At 64.0% G+C, this 19,973-nt stretch carries 18 protein-coding genes; 9 read left to right on the top strand and 9 right to left on the bottom strand.

The genetic code is table 11. The features are described from left to right. Nucleotides 1-41 precede the first annotated feature (41 nt). Nucleotides 42-626, top strand: coding sequence for an IMPACT family protein (locus GJV18_RS05230; RefSeq protein WP_160343647.1), 585 nt, complete (start codon nucleotides 42-44; stop codon nucleotides 624-626). Between the two features lie 51 nt (nucleotides 627-677). Continuing rightward, entirely contained in the window at nucleotides 678-1,625 is a 948-nt protein-coding gene (locus GJV18_RS05225; RefSeq protein WP_160343646.1) for an adenosine deaminase, read from the top strand. A 95-nt stretch (nucleotides 1,626-1,720) separates the two neighbouring features. Here the strand turns inward: GJV18_RS05225 and GJV18_RS05220 are convergent, their stop codons facing one another. From GJV18_RS05220 to GJV18_RS05205, 4 genes are all read right to left on the bottom strand, one after another. After that, nucleotides 1,721-3,844, bottom strand: coding sequence for a TonB-dependent copper receptor (locus tag GJV18_RS05220; protein ID WP_160343645.1), 2,124 nt, complete (start codon nucleotides 3,842-3,844; stop codon nucleotides 1,721-1,723). Nucleotides 3,845-3,920: 76 nt separating this feature from the next. Further along, a complete protein-coding gene (locus GJV18_RS05215; protein ID WP_160343644.1) occupies nucleotides 3,921-4,292 on the bottom strand; it encodes a DUF2946 domain-containing protein in 372 nt (123 codons plus the stop codon). A 52-nt stretch (nucleotides 4,293-4,344) separates the two neighbouring features. Next, on the bottom strand, nucleotides 4,345-4,866 hold the full coding sequence (locus GJV18_RS05210) for a copper chaperone PCu(A)C (protein WP_160343643.1): 522 nt from the start codon (nucleotides 4,864-4,866) through the stop codon (nucleotides 4,345-4,347). Nucleotides 4,867-4,980: 114 nt separating this feature from the next. After that, nucleotides 4,981-5,367, bottom strand: a complete 387-nt coding sequence (locus tag GJV18_RS05205) for a DUF2946 domain-containing protein (protein ID WP_160343642.1) — start codon at nucleotides 5,365-5,367, stop codon at nucleotides 4,981-4,983. Nucleotides 5,368-5,493: 126 nt separating this feature from the next. Between GJV18_RS05205 and GJV18_RS05200 the strand changes: the two genes are divergently transcribed. Both GJV18_RS05200 and GJV18_RS05195 read left to right on the top strand, forming a co-directional pair. Beyond that, nucleotides 5,494-7,356, top strand: a complete 1,863-nt coding sequence (locus tag GJV18_RS05200; protein ID WP_160343641.1) for a PAS domain S-box protein — start codon at nucleotides 5,494-5,496, stop codon at nucleotides 7,354-7,356. Between the two features lie 66 nt (nucleotides 7,357-7,422). After that, nucleotides 7,423-7,602, top strand: a complete 180-nt coding sequence (locus GJV18_RS05195) for a hypothetical protein (protein ID WP_160343640.1) — start codon at nucleotides 7,423-7,425, stop codon at nucleotides 7,600-7,602. Here the strand turns inward: GJV18_RS05195 and GJV18_RS05190 are convergent. From GJV18_RS05190 to GJV18_RS05180, 3 genes are all read right to left on the bottom strand, one after another. Further along, complete coding sequence (locus GJV18_RS05190) at nucleotides 7,585-8,775, bottom strand: Bcr/CflA family multidrug efflux MFS transporter (RefSeq protein WP_160343639.1); 1,191 nt, start codon at nucleotides 8,773-8,775, stop codon at nucleotides 7,585-7,587. The genes GJV18_RS05195 and GJV18_RS05190 overlap by 18 nt on opposite strands. Nucleotides 8,776-8,852: 77 nt before the next feature. Then, the gene (locus GJV18_RS05185) at nucleotides 8,853-11,963 is read right to left on the bottom strand and encodes an efflux RND transporter permease subunit (protein ID WP_160343638.1); all 3,111 of its coding nucleotides are present in this window, start codon (nucleotides 11,961-11,963) and stop codon (nucleotides 8,853-8,855) included. Between the two features lie 4 nt (nucleotides 11,964-11,967). Continuing rightward, nucleotides 11,968-13,116: an efflux RND transporter periplasmic adaptor subunit gene (locus GJV18_RS05180; protein ID WP_160343637.1), complete on the bottom strand. Its 1,149-nt coding sequence runs from the start codon at nucleotides 13,114-13,116 to the stop codon at nucleotides 11,968-11,970. Between the two features lie 148 nt (nucleotides 13,117-13,264). Here GJV18_RS05180 and GJV18_RS05175 point away from each other — a divergent pair, with 148 nt between their 5' ends. After that, nucleotides 13,265-13,885, top strand: a complete 621-nt coding sequence (locus GJV18_RS05175; protein ID WP_160343636.1) for a TetR family transcriptional regulator — start codon at nucleotides 13,265-13,267, stop codon at nucleotides 13,883-13,885. A 115-nt stretch (nucleotides 13,886-14,000) separates the two neighbouring features. On the opposite strand, the gene GJV18_RS05170 is transcribed toward GJV18_RS05175, so the two are convergent. After that, nucleotides 14,001-15,614, bottom strand: coding sequence for a methyl-accepting chemotaxis protein (locus GJV18_RS05170; RefSeq protein WP_160343635.1), 1,614 nt, complete (start codon nucleotides 15,612-15,614; stop codon nucleotides 14,001-14,003). Between the two features lie 454 nt (nucleotides 15,615-16,068). Between GJV18_RS05170 and GJV18_RS05165 the strand changes: the two genes are divergently transcribed. Together GJV18_RS05165 and GJV18_RS05160 are read left to right on the top strand one after the other, a co-directional pair. Continuing rightward, entirely contained in the window at nucleotides 16,069-16,410 is a 342-nt protein-coding gene (locus GJV18_RS05165) for a zinc ribbon domain-containing protein YjdM (RefSeq protein WP_160343634.1), read from the top strand. A 67-nt stretch (nucleotides 16,411-16,477) separates the two neighbouring features. Beyond that, entirely contained in the window at nucleotides 16,478-17,206 is a 729-nt protein-coding gene (locus tag GJV18_RS05160; protein ID WP_160343633.1) for a substrate-binding periplasmic protein, read from the top strand. Nucleotides 17,207-17,209: 3 nt separating this feature from the next. On the opposite strand, the gene GJV18_RS05155 is transcribed toward GJV18_RS05160, so the two are convergent. Continuing rightward, nucleotides 17,210-17,986, bottom strand: a complete 777-nt coding sequence (locus GJV18_RS05155) for a hypothetical protein (RefSeq protein ID WP_407692333.1) — start codon at nucleotides 17,984-17,986, stop codon at nucleotides 17,210-17,212. 167 nt (nucleotides 17,987-18,153) lie between these two features. On the opposite strand from GJV18_RS05155, the gene GJV18_RS05150 reads away from it, so the two are divergent. Together GJV18_RS05150 and GJV18_RS05145 are read left to right on the top strand one after the other, a co-directional pair. After that, the gene (locus GJV18_RS05150) at nucleotides 18,154-18,390 is read left to right on the top strand and encodes a PP0621 family protein (protein ID WP_160343631.1); all 237 of its coding nucleotides are present in this window, start codon (nucleotides 18,154-18,156) and stop codon (nucleotides 18,388-18,390) included. Next, nucleotides 18,380-19,972: a sensor histidine kinase gene (locus GJV18_RS05145; protein WP_160343630.1), complete on the top strand. Its 1,593-nt coding sequence runs from the start codon at nucleotides 18,380-18,382 to the stop codon at nucleotides 19,970-19,972. The genes GJV18_RS05150 and GJV18_RS05145 overlap by 11 nt, the downstream gene beginning before the upstream one ends. The last annotated feature ends 1 nt before the right edge of the window (nucleotide 19,973 follow it).

Below are 19,973 nucleotides of genomic sequence, written 5' to 3'. Positions count from 1 at the left end.
GCGAGTTCACCCGACACCGAGCAAGGCGCATAATCGCCAGCATGACCCTCAATCTGCTCAGCCCCTGCCAGTACCAGGAAGAAATTCGCAAGAGCCGTTTCCTCGCCCTGGCCGCCCCCGTCGACTCCCCCGCCGCCGCCCAGGCCTTTATCCAGGCCCATAGCGACGGCTCGGCCTCACACAACTGCTGGGCCTGGAAGGTCGGCGCCCAGTACCGTTTCAGCGACGACGGCGAGCCCGGCGGCACCGCTGGCCGGCCGATCCTCGCCGCCATCGAAGGCCAGGGTTTCGATCAGGTGGTGGTGCTGGTGATCCGCTGGTACGGCGGCATTCAGCTGGGCACCGGAGGCCTGGCCCGGGCCTATGGCGGCAGCGCGGCCAAGTGTTTGCAGAGCGGCCAGGCGGTGGAACAGGTGCTGCGCAGCCGCTGCCAATTGCACTGCAGCTTTGCCGAGCTGCCCCTGCTCAAGGCGCGCCTGGATGAGCTGCAGGCCCTGCTGGAAAGCGAAACCTTCGACGCCGAAGGCGCCCTGCTGCAGCTGGCCCTACCTGAGGCCCATGTGAGCGCGCTGGAGCAGTTGCTGGCCAACCTCAGCCGTGGGCGCAGCCGGGTACAGCGCCTGTAGAGCGGCTGCGGAAGGTTTAAACTGCACCCCATCATCAAGGAGAGCGCCGCCATGTACGACTGGATCACCGCCCTGCCCAAGGCCGAACTGCACCTGCACCTGGAAGGTTCCCTGGAGCCCGAACTGCTGTTTGCCCTGGCCGAGCGCAACAGGATCAAGCTGCCCTGGAGCGATGTGGAGGCCCTGCGCGGGGCCTATGCCTTCAATAACCTGCAGGAGTTTCTCGACCTCTATTACCAGGGCGCGGACGTGCTGCGCACCGAGCAGGACTTCTACGACCTGACCTGGGCCTATCTGCAAAAGTGCAAGGAACAGGGCGTGGTGCACACCGAGCCCTTCTTCGATCCGCAGACCCACACCGAGCGCGGCATCCCCTTCGAGGTGGTGCTGCGCGGGATTCAGCAGGCCCTGGTGGATGGCGAGAAGCAGTTAGGCATCAGCCACGGCCTGATCCTCAGCTTTCTGCGCCACCTGTCCGAGGAAGAAGCCTTCGCCACCCTGGCGCAGGCCATGCCCTTTCGCGAGGCCTTTATCGCCGTGGGCCTGGACAGCTCGGAGCTGGGCCACCCGCCGAGCAAGTTTGAGCGGGTATTCGCCAAGGCGCGCAGCGAAGGCCTGCATGCCGTGGCTCACGCCGGCGAGGAAGGCCCACCGGAATATATCTGGGAGGCCCTGGATCTGCTCAAGGTCAAGCGTATCGACCACGGCGTGCGCGCCATCGAGGATGAGCGGCTGATGCAGCGCATTATCGACGAGCAGATCCCCCTGACTGTCTGCCCGCTGTCCAATATCAAGCTGTGCGTGTTCGACGATATGCGCCAGCACAATATCCTGGCGATGCTCGAACGCGGGGTGAAGGTGACGGTGAACTCGGACGATCCGGCCTACTTCGGCGGCTATGTCGGGGAGAACTTCGCCGCCCTGCATGACAGCCTGGGCATGACCGAGGAACAGGCCAAACGCCTGGCGCAGAATAGCCTGGAGGCGCGGCTGGCCTGAGGCGGACGCAATAGCGTAGGAGCGGGCCATGCCCGCGAAGGGTTGATCGCGGGCATGGCCCGCTCCTACGGGGTCTTAACCAGCGCGCAGCCGAATCAGAAACTGAAATCCAGCTTGGTCCATAGCGTACGCCCCGGTTCGTTGACCGCCTGAGGATCGTCCATGGAGAAGCCGAAACCGGCATTGCCGGCCAGGTTCAGGTGCTCGCTGTAGGTCCGGTCGAACAGGTTGTCGACCCCGGCACTGAGTTTCACCTCCGGGCTGATGCGGTAGGCCGCGTTCAGGGAAAACACGGCAAAGCCACTGCTGCTGCCGAAGTCCTTGCCCACCACATTGCCCCTGCCCTCATCCACGCGGTTCTGCGCCGCCACCACGCGCCACAGGGCACCGGCGCTCCAGTCATGCTGCTCATAGGCCAGGCCGAAGCGCGCCTCCAGCGGTGGCGTCTGCGCCAGCGGCCGGTCATCAGAGCTGTTCTTGCCCCAGGCATAGGCCAGGCTGGCATCGGTTTGCCAGTTGCTGTCCAGGCGATAGCTCATGCCCAGTTCGCCACCCATGATGCGCGCATCGATATTGCTGGCCTGCGAACGCACATGCCCGGGCATCATCCCTGGCCCATAGCTGAACTGGATGTAGTCACGCACCTGACCAATATAGGCCGAGGCCCAGGCCTGCAGTTTTTCACCGCCGTAGTTGATGCCCAGGTCCAGCTGGGTGGTCTTTTCCGGGTCGAGACTTTCCATCGGCTGCACAAAGCCAATGGGGCCGGGGCTGGCGGAGAACAGTTCCCAGTAGTCCGGGAAGCGCTGGCTGTGACCGAGGCCGGCATACCAGGTGGCCGGCAGACGCTGCAGATCCTGCTCGTAACGCAGAAATCCACTGGGCAGCGTGTCGCGGCGGGTCTTATCGGCAGTGGGGTTGGCCCGCAGGGTCATGCCGCTGCCCAGGGTTTGCCGGTAATCCTTGACCGCGGCGCGATCCAGCCGTGCGCCCGTGACCCAGCGCTCACGTTCGCTGACCTGCCAGGTCAACTCACCGAACAAGCCGTAATTGTGGAACTCAGCGTCCTTGTCCCAACGGAACTGGTCATAGTCGGTGTACACCTGGGTCATCATATTGAAGCTGGAGGCGCGCTTGCGGTGCTCATTGCGCTGGGCATCGACGCCGGCCTTGAGCTCAAGGTCCTGCCAGTTCCAGGTGCCAATCAGACGCCCACCCAGGGTGCGCCGATCGACATTGCTGGCCATGGGGTTGCGCATCATCACCATCACGTCCTGCGGGTTGGGGCTGCGCAGGCTGAAGTTGTCCATCACATGGTCGGCGTAGTTGTAATACAGCTGCCCTTCCAGGCTGCTGAAAACCTCGCCAAGGTTGTCCAGTTGCACGCGCAGGCCCAGGCTCTCGCGCAAAAACTGGCTGCCATCCATTCCGCGCCCGGCATAGCGGGCCTCGCCATCACCCCGGCCGGCACTGAGTTCGATCAGCGTGTCGGCATTGGGTGTCCAACCGAGCAGCACATCGCTGTTCCACTTGCTCCAGCGTGAAGGCAGCGTGTCGCCATTGCCATCGGCATAGTCATCGGCCTGGGCGCGGTTGGCCAGCAGGCGCAGATAGCCCTGGCTGCCGCCGGCCGTGGCATCCAGGCGACGGTCGAAGCGGCCGTTGCTACCGGCCAGCAGGCTGCCATCGAGCCGCCCACCCAGCTCGTTGAAGCGTGGCGTATCGCGCTCGAAGAGGATGGTTGCCGCCGAGGCGCCCGGCCCCCAGAGCACGGTCTGCGGGCCCTTGATCAGGGTCAGGCGATCGAAGTTTTCCGGCGACAGGTAGGACGTGGGCGCGTCCATGCGATTGGGACAGGCCCCCAGCATCAGGCCGCCGTCACTGAGGATATTCAGCCGCGAACCGAACAGGCCGCGAAACACCGGGTCGCCATTGGCGCCGCCATTGCGGATGGCGGTAAAGCCGGGAATGGTCTTCAGGTAGTCGGCGCCATCGGCCGCCGGCATCGGCTGGCGCGGCTGCTTGGGATCGCTGACCAGGGTCAGCGGTGACTGCCTGGGGGCGTCGAGCGGCTCGCTCGCCTGGGGCCGGCCATGGCTGATCACCAGCGCGGGCAGCAGCAATGGGTCATCAATCGGGGCCTGGGCAGCTGGGGCCTGGGCAGCAAACAGCAGGGACGCACTCAGGGGCGCCAGGGCAAAGAATGCAGAGCGGGACATGGTCTTTCCATCATCAAGACAAAGGCAGGCTGTACCCGCCTGGAACAGGCGGGTACAGGGATACACAGCGATTGAGTCAGGACAGACCGGGGGGCGCGCGCCCGTAGGCGGCGGGATAGACCCAAGGCGCCAGGGCGGCCTGGGGCCTGCGCGGCAACAGCGGCGCCGAACGCGCCCAGTGACCCAGCGCCAGCAGCGGCGCCGGGCTGCTCAGGGCAGGCGAGCTGAACAGCAGGGTGCAATAGCCGCACTTGGCCCACAGCGGATCATGGCTGTGCCGTTCAGGGTCACTGCTGCCTGGCTCGCCTTCGTCATGGCAAGCCAGTTCGCTCAACCAGGCAGGCGCGACCGGCACCAGCCACTGCGACAGCAACGGGCCGAGGTTGAGCAGCAGCATGGCCGCCAGGGCCAGGCTGGCGGCACGCGGCAGCAGGCTTAGCCCAGGCATGGCTCAGGCATCCACCACCCCGTCAGCGCCAGTGCAGCGATACCCAAGCAGATCAATGCTGATGCTCGCCATGGGCCTGAGGCTTGGCCTGAGCGCCATGCCCGGCATGGGCGTCTACCGACTCGGCAGCGGGCGCTGCGTCGGCCTGCACAGCCACGTCCACCTCGACTTCACCGGCCTTCTCGAAGGTCAGGGTCAGCGGGAAGCGCTCGCCGTCCTTGGCCTGCTGCTGCAGGTTGAACAGCATGACGTGATAACCCATGGGCTCGAAGCGGATCTCGCCCCCGGCGGGAATATCCACCGCCTGCACCTGCTGCATCTTCATCAGGCCATCGGCATGCACATGCTCGTGCAGCTCGGCCTTGCCGGCATGAGGCGTGCTGACCCCAAGCAGGCGATCGGCCTCGCTGCCCTTGTTGTGCACGACAAAATAAGCCGCCGCCGTCGGCGCCACCGGCGGCATCGCCCGCGACCAGGGGTGCTCGATATGCAACGCGCCGGCGTCGTATTCGTGGGCCAGGGTGGGCAGGCCGGCAGCCATCAGGAGGGCGAACAGCAGGGTCTTCTTCAACATGGACATCTCCAGTCAGATCTATCAACTATCGGGGCAGGTCGGTATCAGGCGCAGCCACATGGCCACACAGGCGCTGCCCGGCTTCGCGACAAGAGCGAGCCGGGCCAGCAGGTGTCAGGCGAAGAAGGGAGACGCGCGGGGATTGGCCGAAGGCCAGAGATAGCGGACAGGCCGGGGGATATGGAGGACGGCCCGTAGCGGCGCTTGGCTGGTCATCAGCAGGCCCAGCAGACCGAAGAACGCCGCGAGGATGATGGCACTGAAGGTGGAGCTCAGGGCGCAGCCGGCACCCGTGGCAGGATTGGCCGCGACTATCCCGGCGTCGCCGAGATCGGCACCAGCGCCGAAGTTGCCCTCGAAGGAGCAGTACTGACCACTCAAGCCGCTCAGCTGCAAGCCCGCCATCTGCCCATGGCCGATGCTGCAGGCGAACGCACTGAACAGCACGCTGAAATACAGCATCCAGGCAAGCAGGCGGCGTTGGGCGAGAGAGGGCTTCATGGCGAGCCACTCTAACAGCCCGCCAGCACCACGCCAATCGTCCGGGCGCGACCCGCTGTCGCATCAGGGCCTGCGCCCTGAGCTATGCTTAGGGCGTTTATTGCCGAGCATCAGAGGGTGCCAAGGATGCAGCCGACACTCAAAGGCCCCCTGCGCCTGGCAGGCGCTTATGTGCTGTTCAGCAGCGCCTGGATTCTGGGCAGCGACTCATTGCTGAAGAACCTGACCCGTGATGCCGAGCAAATGGCCAGCCTGCAAACCGTCAAGGGCCTGGTCTTTATCCTGCTCAGCAGCCTGCTGATTTTCATCATTGCCTACCGCGACCGCCTGACCCAGCAGCAGTTGCTCAACCAGTTGCTGCGCAAGAGTCGGCAGATGCAGCAAAGCCTGCGCAATGCCGCCCTCGCCCACTGGGAATACAACGACAATTTCTACTGGAGCGACGAGGCCCTGGCCCTGCTGCATCAACCGCCCGAACGCAACCCAAGCGATCTGGAGCAACTGCTCAGCTGGCTGCACCCCGGCGAACGCCCTGCCGTGCAGCGGGCCATGCAGGCGCTGATTTTCAAGCACGAGCCCCTGTCCATCAGCGCACGCCTCAATCAGCCCCAGCAGGCGCCTACCCTCTGGTTGATGCTGCGTGCCGAAGTGGATGAGCAGGGCAAGATCCTCGGCACCGTGCAGGACATCAGCGGGCAGAAGCGCGACGAAAGCGCCCTGCGCGAGAGCGAACAGCGTTTCCGCCAGCTGTTCGAGCAGACCCCACGTATCGCCGTGCAAGGCTATGACCGCGAGCGTCGGGTGATCTACTGGAACCAGGCCAGCACCCAGCTGTACGGCTACAGCCTGCAGGAGGTGATGGGCAAGCGCCTGGAAGAACTGATCGTGCCGCCCGCCGAGCGACGCAAGGTGGCGGACGCCATCAATCGCTGGCAGCTGGGCGGCCCACCCATTCCAGCGGCAGAGATCGAACTGCAACGCAAGGACGGCAGCCCGGTCTGGGTATTTTCCAGCCACCTGATGCTGCGCAACAGCCGCGAGCAACTGGAGCTGTATTGTGTGGACATCGACCTCAGCCAGCAGAAGCGGGTCGACAGCCAGTTGCACCTGAGTGAAACCCGCTACCGCGAGCTGGTGGAGCACCTCAGTGACGCCATCTTTATGACCGATGATCAGCAGCGCTTGGTTTTTCTCAACCCGGCCTGGAGCCGCATCACCGGCTATCCGGCCCATGCCAGTCTGGGCCAACCCTTACAGCGCTTTATCCCCGAGATCGTGCAGCCACCGCTGCACCTGTACCTGCAGGAGTTGAGTCAGGGCAAGCGTGAGAGCCTGCGTCACGAGGCCTATCTGCATAATCCCCAGGGACAATTGCGTCGGGTCGAACTGCAACTGCAACACAGCGAAACCGGCCAGGGCCTGCGCGGCAGCCTGCGGGATATTCACGAGCGCTATCAGACCCAGCAACTGCAGCAGGCGCGCAATGCGGTGCTGGACAAGCTGCTCGGGCAGTACCCGCTGGAGCAGATTCTGGAGGCGATCAGCCTGCGCCTGGAGGCTCTCAATCCGCATATGCTGGTTTCCATCATGCTGCTCGACGAACAACAGAACATGCATGTGGGCGCCGCCCCCAGCCTGCCGATGGACTATCGCCAAGCCGTGGAAGGTATCCGCGCTGATCTGCAGGTCGGCTCCTGTGGCCACGCCCTGAGCACGGGCGAACTGGTAATCGCCGAGGACATCGATCAGCACCCCTACTGGCAGGACTATCTGGAGCTGACCCGCGCCGCCGGCCTGCAGGCCTGCTGGTCGCTGCCATTCAAGGATGACCGCGGCCAGGTGCTCGGCACCTTTGGCATCTACGGCCGTCAACCCGGTCGCCCGGCACCCGCCGATATCGCTCTGGTCACCGAGTTCACCCGCCTGGCCGGGCTGGCGGTGCGCATGCAGCGCAGCCGACCAACGGCTGACCATCAGTCGCCGACTTGACGCAAATCAGGGTATCCACCCAAGCCGGGTCTAGACTGAGCCTTCACCCACCTGGAGGCGCGTCCCATGAAGCTTGCTCTGGAGCCCATCGACAGACCCGACGGCCGTTGCTGGCAGGTGCGCCTGGATCAGCACTGCGTCAGCTTTCGCAGTGAAGCCGAGGCCCGCCAGTTTCTCGCCACCCTGCAGGCACGCCTGCAAGCCCCGCATGCACTGCCGGGCAGTCGTTTAAGGGCGGCCAGCTAGCAGGCGCCGCTCGACCCGCCGGGTCAACAGCGAAAAGCCCAGGGACAGACAGCCGCAGAGAAAGATCACCCAGGCCAATGGCTGCGCCGTGCCGTCATGCAGCCAGGCCACCAGGGCCGCAGCGCTGGCGGCAATGCCGAACTGCAGACTGCCGAGCAGAGCCGAGGCGCTACCGGCACGCTGGCCCTGGCCGGCCATGGCGCTGGCCGAGGCGTTGGGCATCAGAATGCCCAGGCAGGCGATGCAGCAGAACAGGGGGATCAGCAAGGGCCACAATGCGGCCGGCTGAGCGCGGGCCACCAGCAGCAGGGCCAGGGCGCTGAGCAGGTAGATCCACACCGCCCGGTGCAGCCAGTAGACCGGGCCGTGGCGCGCCACCAGCCAGGCATTGAGCTGGGCCACCAGCACAAAGCCCAGGGCATTGCTGCCGAACAGCCAACCATAGTGCTCGGCCGGCACGCCGTAGAGTTCGATAAAGATAAAGGGCGAGCCGGCGATATAGGCGAACATCCCGGCAATGGCAAAACCGCCGCTCAGGGCATAGCCCAGATACGCGCCATCCGCGAACAGCCGCCGATACTGCCCCAGCGCCCCGCGCAGAGGCGCCGCCGGGGCGTTACGGGCCAGGGTCTCCGGCAACCACAGGGCCACTGCCAGCAGGCACAGCAAACCGAACAGGGCGAGCACGACGAAGATCGACGGCCAGCCCAGGGTCTTCAGCAACAGGCCGCCGGCCAGCGGCGCGAGAATCGGCGCCAGGCCCATGACCAGCATCAGCTGGGAAAACACCTTGGCCGAGTTGATCGGGTCACACAGGTCGCGCACCACCGCCCGCGACACCACCATGCCGGCGCAGCCGCCCAGGGCCTGGACGAAGCGCCCGGCGATCAGCCACTCCAGGCTCGGCGCCAGGGCGCAGAGCAGGGAGGCCAGGGTAAACAGCAGCACCCCGCCCAACAGTGGCCGGCGCCGGCCAAAGCGGTCGGCCAACGGCCCATAGACCAGCTGACCGATGGCCAGGCCGATAAAGTAGGCCGCCAGGGACAGCTGAACCTGCTCCACATCGGTGGCGAACTGCCGGGCCAGCGCCGGAAAGCTCGGCAGGTACATATCGATGGCCAGTGGGCCAAAGGCGCTCAGGGCGCCGAGAATCAGCAGAATGCGTAAGGTCATGGCGGCTTAATGGTTCGGGTCGTCCAGTAGGGTGCGCCGTGCGCACCGATTATTGGCCAAGGTGCGCACCGCGCACCCTACCCCTTCTTTGTGCTCAGCCTCGCAGCCAGGGATTCCACCAGCAGGTAGAACATCGGGATCAGGAAGATTGCCAGGAAGGTCGCGGCCAGCATGCCGCCGATCACCCCCGTGCCGATCGAGTGACGGCTGGCCGAACCGGCGCCGCTGCTGATGGCCAGGGGCACCACACCGAGGATAAAGGCCAGGGAGGTCATGATGATCGGGCGAAAGCGCAGGCGCGAAGCCTCCAGCGCCGCCTCGAAGATACCCATGCCCTGCTGCCGCGCGAGCACGGCAAACTCGACGATCAGGATGGCGTTCTTCGCCGCCAGGCCGATCAGGGTCACCAGGCCGACCTGGAAGTACAGATCGTTCTCGATGCCACGCAGCCACACCGCCAGGATCGCGCCGAACACGGCAAAGGGCACCGCCGTGACCACCGCCAGGGGCAGGGTCCAGCGCTCGTACTGGGCGGCGAGAATCAGGAACACCATGATCAGGCCGAAGATAAAGGCATTGCTGCCCGAACCCTGGGTGGCGATTTCCTGGTAGGCCGAGCCGGTCCAGCCGATGCTGTAGTCGCTGCCCAGCACCTCGGCCGCCACTTCCTGCACCGCCACCAGGGCCTGGCCGGAACTGTAGCCGGGGGCCGGGCCACCGAGGATCTTCGCCGCCGGGTAGACGTTGAAGCGGGCATAGGTGTCCGGCCCGAGAATGCGCTCGACCCTTACCAGGCTGGACAGCGACACCAGCTCACCACTGGCCGAGCGCACATAGACCTGGGACAGATCCTCCGGCTTGCGGCGGAACTCGGCCTCGGACTGCAGGCTGACCTGAAAGGTGCGTCCATACAGGCTGAAGTCGTTGACGTAGTAGCTGCCGAAGGTGGCCTGCATGGCGGTGAACACATCACTGATCGGCACGCCCAGGGCGCGGGCCTTGGTGCGATCCAGATCGATGTAGTACTGCGGTACGTTGGCGCTGAAGGTGCTCTGCACCCCGGCCAGTTCCGGGCGCTGACTGGCCGCGGCGAGGAAGGCCTTGACCTTCTCCGCCAGCTTGGCGGTACCGGCGCCGCTACGGTCCTGGATATAGCCCTCGAAGCCGCCGGTGGTGCTCATGCCGGTGATGGGTGGCGGGTTGAAACTCATCACCATGCCGTCCTTCTGCGCCGCGCCCATGGCCATGAACTCGCGGGTCAGGTTGCGCGCATCCAGCTCCGGCGTGGTGCGTTCACTCCAGTCCTTGAGCGGTACAAAGGACACCCCGGCGTTGCTGCGGGTGCCGAAGGTGAGCACGTCAAAGCCGGCGAAAGTCACCACGTTTTCCACCGCGGGGTGGGCCACCAGCTGCTCGGTCACCGCACTGGTAAGTGCGTCGGTGCGGGTCAGGGAAGCCGCAGGCGGGAGGAAATAGGCGTTGATCACATAGCCCTGGTCCTCGTTGGGCACCAGGGCGCTGGGCACCCGGCTGAACAGCACGAGCATCAGGCCGATCATCGCGCCGAACAGCAGCAGGCCGATGCCTGCGCGCTTGAGAAAGAAGCGCACCCCGGCGGTGTAACCGCTGGTCAGCCGGTCGAACACCCGGTTGAAGGCGCGAAACGGCGCGGCCGGTTCGTGATGCCCGGGCTTGAGCAGCAGGGCACAGAGCGCCGGGCTCAGGGTCAGGGCGACGATGCCGGAGATCAGCACCGAAATGGCGATGGTGATGGCGAACTGTTTGTACATCTCCCCGGCCAGGCCACCGAGAAAGCCCACCGGCACAAAGACCGCGCAGAGCACCAGGACGATGGCGATGATCGGCCCGGTGACTTCCTCCATGGCCTTGACCGTGGCTTCACGCGGACCGAGCTTGTCGGTGTTCATCACCCGCTCGACGTTCTCGATCACCACGATGGCGTCGTCCACCACGATGCCGATGGCCAGCACCATGCCGAACAGGGTCAAGAGGTTGATGGAGAAGCCGAGCAGATACATGCCGGCGAAGGTGCCGACCAGCGACACCGGAATGGCCAGCACCGGGATCAGCGTGGCGCGCCAGTTCTGCAGGAAGATAAACACCACCAGCACCACCAGCACCAGGGCCTCGAAGAAGGTCTTGATCACCTCGTCGATGGACACCCGGACAAACTTGGTGGTGTCGTAAGGCACCTTGAACGCCATGCCACTGGGGAAGTTGCGCTCCAGGCGCTGCAGGGCCTCGGTCACCGCCGCCGCCGTATCCAGGGCATTGGCACCGGGCTGCAGGTATACCCCGAAGGCCGCGTTCTGCTGGCCGTTGAGGGAGGTGATCAGGGAATAGTCCTGGGCGCCCAGCTCGATTCGCGCCACATCCTTGAGCAGCAGGCTGGCGCCCGTCTCATCGGCCCGCAGGATCACGTTCTCGAACTCGGCCGGGTCGGTAAAGCGACCCTGGGTGGTCACCGTGTAGGTGAAATCCTGGGGCTGGCCCAGGGGCTGCTGACCGAAGCTGCCGGCGGCGAACTGCGAGTTCTGCTCGCGGATGGCCGCCACCACATCGCTGGGAGTCAGGTTGTACTGCGCCAGTTTGTCCGGGCGCAGCCAGATGCGCATGGAATAGTCTTTCGAGCCGAACTGGGTGACATCCCCGACGCCGGGCAGGCGCTTGAGCTCGTCGATCACGTTGATCAGCGCGTAGTTACTGATATACACCGGGTCGCGGGAACCGTCCGGGGAGTACAGGGTCACCACCTGGAGAATGTCCGAGGACTTCTTCTGTACCTTGACGCCCTGCCGGCGCACCTCCTCCGGCAGTTTGGCCAGGGCGGCCTGGACCCGGTTGTTGACGTCGATGGTGGCCTGGTCCGGGTCGCGGCCCACCTCGAAGTACACCGACAGGCTCATGGCATTGCCGCCGGAGTTGGACTGCTGGTAGATCATGCCCTCAACGCCGTTGATCGACTGTTCCAGCGGCGCGGCGACCGTCTCGGCGATCACCTGGGCGCTGGCCCCGGCATAGCTGGCGCTGACCGACACCTGGGGCGGGAGGATCTGCGGATACTGGGCGATCGGCAGGCTGCGCATGGCCATCAGGCCGGCCAGGACGATGACCACCGAAATCACCGCGGCAAACACCGGGCGATCAATAAAGAAGCGTGAAATCACCGGGTTACTCTCCTGCGGCCTGGGCGGCACTCGGCGCGGCGATGCGTACCGGGCTGTCCGGACGCACCTTGGCCAGCCCCTCGACGATCACCCGCTCGCCCTGCTGCAGGCCGGCGTCGATCACCCAACGCCCCTGCACGGTATGCCCGGTGCGCACCTCGCGCATACGCGCAATGCCGGCCTCGTCCACCACATAGACAAAGGTGCCGCCCGGGCCCTGGGCAATGGCCCGTTCCGGCAGGCTGATGGCACTGGGCATCTGCAGGCCCAGGACCTGTACCCGCACGAACTGACCCGGCAGCAGCTTCTGCTCGGGGTTGGGCACCACCGCCCGCACGCTGACGCTGCCGGTGCCGCGATCCACCAGGCTGTCGGTGAAATCCACCTTGCCTTCCAGGGGATAGACGCTGCCATCGCCCAGGATCACGCTGACCGCCAGGGTACCGTCCTGCGGACGCTGCACCGCGCCACTCTGCAGGCCGCGGCGCACGGCTTCCACCTCGGAATCCGGGGCGGCGAAGTTGACGAAGATGGGATCGAGCTGGGTGATCTGGCTGAGCAGGCTGGCATTGGGATCGCCGGCCACCATCAGACTGCCCTCGGACACCGTCTCGCGACTGGTGATACCGGAAATCGGCGCGCGCACCGTGGTGTAGTCGAGGTCGATCTGCTTGGCCTGCACCTCGGCCTCGGCGGCCTGGATATTGGCCTTGCTCTGCTCGAAATTGGAGATGGCATTGTCCAGCTCGCTCTCGCTGGCAAAGCCCTTGCGCTGCAGCTCGCGAATACGCTTGAGATTACGCTCGGTCTGCCGGTAGCGCGCCTGCTCCTGCGCCAGCGCGGCCTTGGCCCGGGCCAGGGCCGCCTGATAGGTGCGTGAATCGATGCGGAACATCACCTGCCCCTGCTTGACCGCACTGCCCTCCTGATAGGTGCGCTCCTGCAGGATACCGCTGACCTGGGCGCGCACCTGCACCTCGCGATAACCGGCGGTACGCGCCGAGTACTCCAGCTCCAGCGGCAAGGGTTGGGGAGCCACCACTTCCACCACCACTTCGGGAGCAGGCGGCGCCTCGGCAGCCAGAGCCGCAAGGCTTACCAGCGACAACAACACGACCCCGCACAGTGCGGGGAAAACGCGAGAGAAATGCATGAGGTGTCTCCAGAACCGCGCAGGCGCTACTTTCAAGGCCGGCAATGCTATATACATACATGAATGTTTGTAAATAGATTGTTCCTCTCGGATTCATTACACTTTGCCGACCCGCTCCCTGAGCCTAGCCAAAACCCGACCAGTCGCCATGCGCCGAACCAAAGAAGAAGCCGAACAAACCCGCTGCGCCCTGCTGGCTGCTGCCGAGGCACTTTTTCTGGAAAGGGGGGTGGCTCATACCAGCCTGGATCAGATCGCCCGCCATGCCGGCGTGACCCGCGGCGCGCTGTACTGGCACTTCGAGAACAAGGCCCATCTGTTTCACGAAATGCTCAGCCAGGTGCGCCTGCCGCCGGAACAGCTGGCCGAGCGCATGCGCGGCTGCGCCGAGGATGATCCGCTGCTGAGCCTGCGCGACCTGTGCAGCGAAGCCATCGCCAACCTGGCGCGGGACGCCCAGAAGCGGCGCATCTTCACCATTCTGCTGCGCCGCTGCGAATTCACCGCCGAGCTGCGCGAGGCGGAACAGCGCCACGAGGCCTTTATCAATCTGTTTATCGAGCTGTGCGAGCAGCAGTTCGCCCAGCCCGCCGTCAGCCCGCGCCTGCAGCCCGGCATCAGCCCGCGCCTGGCAGCCCGCAGCGTGCACGCCATGATCGTCGGTCTGTTTCACGACTGGCTGCGCGACCCCAACCTGTTCGACCCGCTGCAGGACGCCACACCGATGATCAATGCCTGCTTTCGTGGCCTGATCAGGGATTGGGATTGAGGGAGCAACTGCAGCGATCGGCTTGTAGGCATTTGTAGGAGCGGCCCATGGCCGCGAAGAATAGACCATGCACGCCAAAGCTATCGCGGGCATGGCCCGCTCCTACAGGTCAATCTCAGGCCTTGAACACCGACACCTGGCGCTGCAGCTGCACCGACAGCTCGGCCAGTTCCTGACTGGCGATGGAACTCTGCCGCGAACCTTCGCCCACTTCGGCGATACCGCCCTGGAAGCGGGTGATGTTCTCGTTGATCTCGTTGGCCACCGAGGTCTGCTCCTCGGTCGCGGTGGAAATCTGCGCGTTCATATCGGCAATGGTTTCCACCGCCTGGGTAATGGCCTCCAGGATATTGCCGGACTCACCGGCCTGGGTGGCGCTGTGCTTGGCCTGTTCACTGGCCTCTTCCATGGCATCCACCGCCTGGCGGGCCGAGGCCTGCAGCTCGTCGATCATGGTGCGGATCGACTCGGTGGCCTGCTGGGTGTTGCCCGCCAGGCTGCGCACTTCATCGGCCACCACGGCAAAACCGCGTCCGGCCTCACCGGCGCGGGCGGCCTCGATGGCGGCATTGAGGGCCAGCAGGTTGGTCTGTTCGGCCACCCCGCGAATGGTGGTCAGCACCTGGCTGATGTTTTCCGACTGCCGATTGAGCTGCTCGATCACCTGGGTGGCGCTGCTGACCCGCTCGGACAGCGACTGCATGGCCTGCACGTTGGCGCGCACGGTACTGCTGCCGGCCCGCGCCTTGCCATCAGCATCGGTGGCATGCTGAGCGGCATTCAGGGCATTGCTGGCCACCTCCTGAATCGCCGCTGTCATCTCGTTGATGGCCGTGGCCACCATGATCACCTGCTCCTCCTGGGCACTGGCCGAGTGGCTGACCTGCTGACTGATCGAGCTCATCTCCTCGGAGGAGGAGGCCAGCTGTTCGACGGCCCGACCCAGCTCGCCCACCAGGGCCTGAAAACGGTCCATCATGCTGTTGAAGGCCAGCCCGGTCTGCGCCAACTCATCGCTGCCCTCGATCTGCAGGCGGCGAGTCAGGTCGGCATGCTCGGAGATGTCGCTGATCACCTCATGCATATGTCCCAGGGGACGGCTGATGGAGCGATAGATGGCCCAGGCCAGAAAGGCCAGCACCAGCACCACCAGGCCACAGGCGATGACATAGGCCTTGACCAGCCCCTGGTAGTCGGTTTCGGTTTGTTGATTAAACTCACTGGCGAACTTGACCTGATAGGAGTACAGGGCATCCAGGGCGTCAAGTAGCGGGTCATAGGCTTCATAGGTCTGACGGTTGAAACTCGGCCCGTTCTGGCTGAGCAGTTCACCGCTGTCCACCTGCTGCAGGCGCGCGTCGATCAGGTTGCGCACAGGCACCTTGGCCTGCTTGACCACCTCCATCAGGCGCGCCTCATCACCGGTGATATAGGTCTGCTCATAGGCATCCCAGGCCGACTCGGCGCGCTGCAGCGAGGCCTGAACCTCGCGGCGGAAGGTGCCGGCATCGATCAGCTCGGCGCGGTATTTATGGCTCAGGTCAATCAGCGCGTTGGCATAACCATTGTTGACCGTAATCAACTGCTCCATGGGCTCAACACGATCCACATAAAGGCTGTGGATACCCTGATTAAGGCTGCTCATCTGCCCCAGGGAGATCGCCGCCAGTAACACCAGCGCCAGCAGGGGCAGCAAGGCCAGCAACAGCAGACGAAATTTCACGGACATTTGGCCAAGCATGGGCACACCTCATCAGGTCTAGTCAGGAAAGCCATTCAGCACACAGGCCCCAACGGTCAGCCTCTCTGGCCTGTACAGCTTCATCCCTGAACAACAGCGGCGCCCAAGCGGAGCTGACGCACACGCATCAACTCAGTGTCGGCAATGATCAAAATCGGGGTAGCAACCTCGGCAGCGCACACAACGCCCCGGAGCTAGGTTCAATATCGGCTAGGCCTTATTATTCTTAAGGCTTTTCTCCAGCCCCCAGCGCCAGAACCCTGACCCGCGCCTCGTTGGCCCGCCACCAGCAGCATCGGCCACTCCATCTTCGTATCCGCTGCCAGTCTCTGCCTCAGGAAAAAGGGCCAAGCCAACCAGGGGCCGGCGCAAAGGGTCATGCGCGGGTAAAAACCCTATATAATTTGCGGCTTCTTAATCGAACCTGCCGCGAGAACGCCCCTTGAGTACCCTGCCCCCCTGCCCCCAGTGCAATTGCGAATACACCTACGAAGACGGCAGCCTGCTGATCTGCCCGGAATGCGCCCACGAATGGTCCCCCCAAGCGACAGCGAACGATGCCGATGACGCCAAGGTGATCAAGGACTCGGTGGGCAACGTGCTGCAGGACGGCGACACCATCACCGTGATCAAGGACCTCAAGGTCAAGGGCTCCTCCCTGGTGGTCAAGGTGGGTACCAAAGTGAAGAACATCCGCCTGTGCGACGGTGACCATGACATCGACTGCAAGATCGACGGCATCGGTGCGATGAAGCTGAAATCGGAGTTTGTGCGCAAGGTCTGAGATTCCGCTATGGATGCCCTGCGCTGAGCTAGGCTAAAAGCCAGAAGCCCCTGCGGAGGTCTGCCCCGTGCGCTATCTCAGCCTTGCTCTGCTCCTGATCCTGGCCGGCCCGACCTGGGCCCAGGACTGGAAGGTCGTAGGGGACGCGCAGTTCGCCCCCTACAGCTTTATCCTCGACCCGGACGACAGCCAGCCCAAGGGCCTGGATGTGGAACTGGTGCAAGCCGTGCTGAATGAAGCCCAGGTCAGTTATGAATTGCGCCTGTATCCCTGGGAGAGGGTCAAGCGCATGCTTGATCGGGGCCAGGCGCAGATGGCCTTCCAGTTCACGGGAACAGCCGAGCGACGGGCACAGTATGAACTGGTGGGGCCGATTCGCATGGGCTCGACCGTCTTTATGACCACGCACAAGACGGCAATCCAGGACTGGCAGGCCGTAGAGGACCTGTCGCCCTACACCATTGGCCAGGTGCGCGGTTATGCCTATGAATCCAGCTTCGACAAGGCCGGCCTGTCCCGCGACACCAGCGCGCAAAATCCACGACAGCTGGTGTCCATGCTGCTGGCCGGACGCATCGACATCATTGTTGGCGACAAGGTACAGCTGCTGTATTTCGTCCGCGAGCAACTGGCCGAACAGCAGGTACGCTTTCTCCCCACCCCCTTGGTGGAAATGCCCCGCTTCGTGGCCTTCGCCAAGGGCGACGTGGAGCGCGCCCGGCAGTTCAGTGACGCGCTGGAGCGTCTGCGCGCTCAGGGCAGCCTGACCACCATCGAGCAACGCTGGGCACAGTAGGCCTTACTGCACCGGCAGGAAGTTGAGAAACAGCAGCCCTTGAGCATAATTGACGCCGATGCGCCGGTAGCGCTCATCCAGCACATCGGTCAGCAGGTCCAGCCTGGCCACGATCTTGCCGAACTCCACCGCATAACTGAGGTTGTTCCCCTGTTCCGACATCTCGTTGGACAGCAACCAGGGATTGCCCTGCTCGTCGCGCCGATTGGCCAGCATCCAGGCGGCCTTTTCCACATTGCGTGCGGCGTTGTGAATAAACTGCACGTCCAGCGAATGGGCCAGATAGTACTCGGTGCGCCCACCATGGGCGGCAATCAGCATGCTTCCCAGGGCATAGATATAGGCCGCAACCCGATCACCCTGGTAGTCGGCGCTGAGTGCGTAGCCAAGCGCCTGGACATCACGGCGTCCGGCCAAAGCCGGCAGCGAACGGCCCTGCTCGATGGCGTCATGTACCTGCTGCTTGGCCTGTTCCGCGCTGGCAAAGCCACTCTTGCGCCACTCCCGCGGATTGCGCGCATACAGTTTGTCCATCAGGCGATACAGGCTGTTGAGGTTGTTGCGCATGGCCAGGGTTGCCATACGGTCGGCATGGCTTTGCAGCAACTCGCTCGCCTTGATCGGGCTGCTGTTGCTGACAATCGACTGATGATCCAGCCGTTCGCTGCAGCCCCCGAGGCCTCCCAGCAGCAACAGCAACAGGGCCACTCTCGGCCGGCCAGAGCGGTACCCGGAGCGCGTTCGGGCCAGGCCCGATATGGAGTTAGACAGTGACGGCATCAGCAGCGCCCTCCCAGTACGGGGCTAATCTGCGAACTAAGGCTAGCTAAATCCTGCAGTTACGCTACTTTCATCATCCATTTTGTGTTCTGTATCACTCAGGACAACGCTGGGCTGGGCCGGTGTGGTTAGCTAAACTGGCCACTTTCCCGATAAATGAGACCGCTATGGGCCTGTTCCGTCTGCTGTTCTGGATCGCCATTATCTGCGCTGCCGTATGGCTCTGGCGGCGCTTTACCCGCGCACAGCAGTCACGCCGCACGCCCCAGGACAATCCTCTACCGATGGTGCGCTGTGCCCATTGCGGTGTGCATATTCCCCAGGCCAGCGCCCTGCCTCAGGAACAACACTGGTACTGCAGTCAGGCTCACCTTGAGCAGGGCCCGTCTTCCAATGGGCGCTGAAGCACACTCACTCACCGGCGCACAGGGCCGGCGCATTCTGCGCATCTACCACCTGTACCGCCTGATCATCGGCATCACCCTGGCCCTGCTGGTCGCCAGCAACCTCGATGAAGAGTTGCTCGACCTGGCCAATGCGCAGCTGTTTCAGCAAGGCAGCTGGCTGTATCTGATCCTCAATGTGCTAGTGATCGGCCTGATGCGCGACCCCAGGCGCCTGGCTCAGATCTTCGTCCTCGCACTGGTGGATGTCACCCTGCTATCCGGCCTGTTCTATGCCGCCGGCGGTACTCCCAGCGGGATCGGCAACCTGCTGATAGTCGCCGTGGCCATCGCCAATATCCTGCTGCGCGGGCGAGTCGGCCTGCTGATTGCAGCAGCCGCCGCCATTGGCATGATCTACCTGACCTTCTATCTCAGTCTCAGTCGCCCCGCGGCTGCAGCGCAGTATGTGCAGGTCGGCGCCCTCGGTGCCCTGTGCTTTGCCGCCGCACTGTTTATCCAGGCCCTGACCCGGCGCCTTCAGGTCAGTGAAAGCCTGGCCGAGCAGCGTGCCGCCGACGTGGCCAATCTGGAAGCCCTCAACGCCCTGATCCTGCAACGCATGCGCACCGGCATTCTGGTGCTGGATGAACAACACCGGGTGCTGCTGGCCAACGAGGGGGCGCGCCACCTGCTTGGCCATGACAACCTCACCGGCAAAATCCTCGACCCGCACTGCCCGGAGCTGATCAAGCGCCTGCAGCAATGGCTGCATAACCCAAGCCTGCGCCCGGCCAGCCTCAAGGCGGCGACCAATGACCGGGTTCTGCAGCCCAGCTTTATCACCCTGCAGCGCGGTGAACACCAGCACACCCTGGTCTTTCTCGACGATATTTCGCAGATCGCCCAGCAGGCCCAGCAGCTCAAGCTGGCGTCCCTGGGCCGCCTGACCGCTGGCATCGCCCATGAAATCCGCAATCCACTGGGGGCCATCAGCCATGCCGCGCAGTTGCTGCAGGAGTCGGAAGAGCTGCACGGCCCCGATCAACGCCTGGCGCAGATCATCCAGGACCACTCCCGGCGCATGAACCTGGTGATCGAAAACGTATTGCAACTGTCACGCCGGCGCCAGGCAGAGCCCCAGCTGCTCGATCTGAAATACTGGCTGCACCGCTTCGCCAGCGAGTTCCGCAGCACAGCGGCGCATGATCAGACCCTGCATCTGGATACACCCGCAGGCAGTATTCAGACCCGCATGGACCCCCACCAACTCGACCAGGTGCTGAGTAACCTGGTGGAAAACGGCATGCGCTACAGTGCGCAAAAGAATCGCCAGGCTCAGGTCTGGCTCAAGCTTTATCGCGACACGGAGAGTGACCTGCCGGTACTGGAAATACTGGACGATGGCCCCGGGATCAGCACAGAGCTGCAACAGCACCTGTTCGAACCGTTCTACACCACAGAAAACAAGGGCACCGGCCTGGGCCTGTATATTTCCCGTGAACTGTGCGAGAGCAATCAGGCTCGCCTGGACTATAAACTGCGCGAAGGTGGTGGCAGCTGTTTTCGCATCACCTTCGCCCATTCGCGCAAACTGAGCTGAC

The organism is Pseudomonas xionganensis (assembly GCF_009763245.1).
GTDB classification, from domain to species: Bacteria; Pseudomonadota; Gammaproteobacteria; order Pseudomonadales; family Pseudomonadaceae; genus Aquipseudomonas; species Aquipseudomonas xionganensis.
Note: the sequence above shows the minus strand (reverse complement) of the source record. Positions and strands in the feature narration are given on the sequence as shown.